2 protein-coding genes and 1 pseudogene are annotated in these 3,905 nt (G+C 34.8%); all 3 read left to right on the forward strand.

Features of this window, described 5'->3' with window-relative positions; genetic code table 11:
* The first annotated feature begins 44 nt into the window (after nucleotides 1–44).
* The 3 genes and pseudogenes from cls to EAI80_RS12290 all read left to right on the forward strand — a co-directional run bounded on the left by cls (nucleotide 45) and on the right by EAI80_RS12290 (nucleotide 3,639).
* Nucleotides 45–1,592 carry a cardiolipin synthase gene (cls, locus tag EAI80_RS12280; protein ID WP_129982265.1) on the forward strand — a complete coding sequence of 516 codons (1,548 nt, stop codon included), beginning with the start codon at nucleotides 45–47 and terminating at the stop codon, nucleotides 1,590–1,592.
* Nucleotides 1,593–1,846: 254 nt separating this feature from the next.
* A pseudogene (locus EAI80_RS14055) lies at nucleotides 1,847–3,212 on the forward strand (citrate/2-methylcitrate synthase).
* Nucleotide 3,213: 1 nt separating this feature from the next.
* A complete protein-coding gene (locus EAI80_RS12290; protein WP_129982266.1) occupies nucleotides 3,214–3,639 on the forward strand; it encodes a MarR family transcriptional regulator in 426 nt (141 codons plus the stop codon).
* Nucleotides 3,640–3,905 lie beyond the last annotated feature (266 nt).

Consider the following 3,905-nt stretch of genomic DNA (forward strand, 5'->3'; position numbering starts at 1 on the left):
GGTGTCTGCCGTTTATATAGCTGACACCTTAACTTAATTACCTGATGGTATTAGTTTTGTTTAACTTAATACCATTGGTAAAACGGCTGTGTTTTTCCATAATCTGCATTCTTCTGGAAGTAATTTTTATTATTACTATCGTAACACGCTTGAATGAATATGCAGAAATTATAAATTTATTTACAAGGATTTTGAGTGGAATCTTGGTTTTGGGATTGTACGCATCAGATAAGACCTCTTCTATGAAAATGCCTTGGGTCATCTTAATTCTAATCTTCCCAATTATGGGTGTAGGCCTGTATTTGTTGATTGGTTTGAATGGTGGCACACATAAAATGCGTGAGCGATATGCAGAAATTGATAGCAAATTGTTACCAATGCTTCCGGACAGTCAGGAGTGTTTGAGCAGAATAAAAGAAACAATTCCGAAAGCAGGAAATATAGCAAGTTACATACAAAGAAATTCGCAGTATCCAATCTATCAGAATACGGATATTGTGTATTTTGATGAAGCAGTGAAAGGATTAGAGGCACAGATTAAGGATTTGGAGAAAGCACAGAAGTTTATCTTTATGGAATATCATGCGATAGAAGACGCTGAAGCATGGCATAAGATTCAAGATGTTCTGGAAGAGCGAGTAAAAGCAGGTGTGGAAGTTAGAGTATTCTACGATGATATGGGTTCTATAGGCTTTATTAACACAGATTTTGTGAAAAAGATGGAGGCAATAGGAATTCATTGCCGTGTATTCAATCCGTTTATGCCAGGTTTAAATCTGTTTTTGAACAATCGTGATCATAGAAAAATAACAGTTATTGATGGAAAAGTCGGATTTACAGGTGGATATAATCTAGCAAACGAATATTTTAATTACACACACCCGTATGGACAGTGGAAAGATACAGGTATTCGTTTAGAAGGAGATGCTGTTCAGTCGCTTACGGTGACATTTTTGGAAATGTGGAATGCAGTAAGTGATAAGGATGCTAATGATTCTGATTTTAGTAAATACCTTTTCCACTATGATTATGCGGCACAGCAAACTGGGTTTGTTCAACCTTATGCAGACAGCCCTATGGATAATGAGCAAGTAGGAGAAGAAGTTTATATCAGTATGATAAATAAAGCTGAAAAATATTGTTGGTTTATGACTCCATATCTAATCATAACAGATGAAATGACGCATGCGTTATGTCTGGCTGCTAAGCGAGGGGTAGACGTAAGAATTATCACACCTGGTATCCCTGATAAAAAATTCATTTATAATATAACTCGTTCTTTTTATCATGGATTAGTTAAACATGGTGTTCGTGTTTATGAGTGGACTCCTGGTTTCTGCCATGCAAAAATGAGTGTGGCAGATGACTGTATGGCAACTTGTGGAACAATTAATCTGGATTATCGAAGTTTATATCACCATTTTGAAAACGGCTGTTTTATGGCAGATTGTCAGGCAGTTGTGGAAATAAAAAATGATCTGATAAGAACGATGGGAGAATGTCGTGATGTGACAGACCAATATCAAACCGGACGAAGTGCATATTTGCGACTGGGACAATTATTTATGAGATTATTTGCTGGATTGCTATAAGAATCTGATGAAACGACCTTTCAAAAAACAGTTGATTTAGAAGTTAACTGTTTTTGAAAGGCCGTTTTTGCTATATCTAACAGTCTGTTGTACAAAGAAGATTTTGCATGGATGAAAAAACAAACGTTGTTGATGTTAAATTGAGTTTTCCATTGTATTGTATTGCTAATGAATAAGAATAAGAAAAAGAACAGACAATGCTGAATGCTCTGGAAACAAGAATATCTGAGTATAGTATGTAAGTTCGTAACAGAATGAAAGGAGCGATTAAAATGAGCAATTTGGAAAATTATATGAAACAGCAAGCAATTTTTTGTGAACAAAATGATAGCATTAGTAAGAATCTGTATTCAGAGTATGGTGTAAAAAGAGGCTTACGAGATGAAAAAGGCCAAGGTGTGTTGACGGGGCTTACAAATATTTCTGATATAAAAGCTTTTGAATATCGTGATGGAGTAAAGAGTCCATGTGATGGCGAGTTATCTTATCGTGGTTATAATATAAAAGATTTAGTAACAGGAAGTAAAGGAAAAAGGTTTGTCTTTGAAGAAGGAGCATATCTTCTTTTATTCGGAGAATTGCCAACTGATACACAGTTAATGGAATTTCAGGGAAGACTATCTGATTGTATGGAACTACCGACTAACTTTACCAGAGATGTCATTATGAAAGCACCTACATCAGATATTATGGGTTCTATGACTCGAAGTATTCTTACATTGGGCTCTTACGATAAGGAGAAAGAAAGTCTTGAAATTCCGAATGTGCTAAGGCAGAGTATGCAGTTGATCGCAGCATTTCCTATGTTAGCAGTATATGCATACCATGCTTATTGTCATTATGAAAAAAACGAAAGTATGTATATTCATAGACCTGAAAAAGATTTATCTATTGCTGAAAATTTCCTGCGCCTATTAAGACCAGATACAAAATTCACAGAACTGGAAGCAAGAGTACTGGATATAGCATTATTGTTACATATGGAACATGGTGGTGGTAACAATTCTACATTCACTACACGGGTAGTAACATCTTCAGGTTCAGATACTTATTCTGTTATTTCAGCAGCAATGTCATCCTTAAAAGGAAAAAAAACATGGCGGTGCAAATCTGATGGTAATGAATATGATGGATGATATTAAAAGTCATGTGAAAGATTATGAAGACGAAGAGGAAATTGCATCATATCTGAGCAAGATTTTGAAGAAAGAGGCGTTTGATCAGAAAGGACTTATTTATGGAATGGGACATGCTGTATATTCTATTTCAGATCCGAGAGAAAGGGTGTTCAAAGGCTTTGTAGAACAACTCGCAAGGGATAAAGGACGTGAGAAAGATATGACCCTTTATAACAATATTGAGAAGATTGCACCTAAGTTGATTGCAAAGCAGCGTCAGATATTCAAAGGAGTAAGTCCTAATATAGATTTCTATAGTGGTTTTGTGTATGACATGTTGAATATTCCAAGAGAATTGTACACGTCATTATTTGCGATAGCAAGAATTGCTGGTTGGAGTGCACATCGCCTGGAAGAATTGATAACTACAGATAAGATCATTCGCCCGGCATATAAGAGTCTAGTCAGCAAAAAAGAATATATAGAAAGAGAGGAACGATAATATGGGAGCAGGAACCAGTGCAGAGGAGTTTTTTTTAAAGAGCATCAATGTTGAAAGTATATTTGAATTTGTTGAAAGAACAGATTATTTGTTTCTTTATAGTATAAAGGAATGTGTTGAAAAATCAGACTGTCATGAAGGAGTATATCTTTCAGAAGTGGCAGAATACATGAAATTATTGATTCCAGAAACATCTAAGATGGTAAAAAGTCTTGAAAATAAAGGATATATTATCTGGAAATTAGATGAAAAAAAAGAAAGAACATACCTTGTTTTGACGAACAAGGCAATTGAATTAAGTAATTGTCAGAAAGAAAAAATGATAGAAGCTTATGAAAAAATCATATCGAATATACAAGAAGATGACCTGGCAGTTACACGGTGTACATTGAGAAAAATCCGACAGCTTATGGAAGAAATAAAATAGTGATTAATACAACGGAGTAAGAAAAGCTCCTTCATATATTAGAATAAAAATATGATTTGAATACCCACAAACCACAGGTTAGTGAAAATTAAATTTCATAAGCACCGATTAAACGGCGTTCATGAAGCTGAACCAGACACATGAATTTCCCATCTGTTCTATAATTAGATTAGAAATTAGATGGAGGTATAATCATATGTCAAACAAAGTATTAAAGCCTAAGAAAGCTTCTCTTTATCAGTTCACTCAGAAATATTCCAACAATA

Origin of the sequence: Catenibacterium sp. co_0103 (assembly GCF_004168205.1) — a bacterium.
Classification (GTDB): Bacteria; Bacillota_I; Bacilli_A; order Erysipelotrichales; family Coprobacillaceae; genus Catenibacterium; species Catenibacterium mitsuoka_A.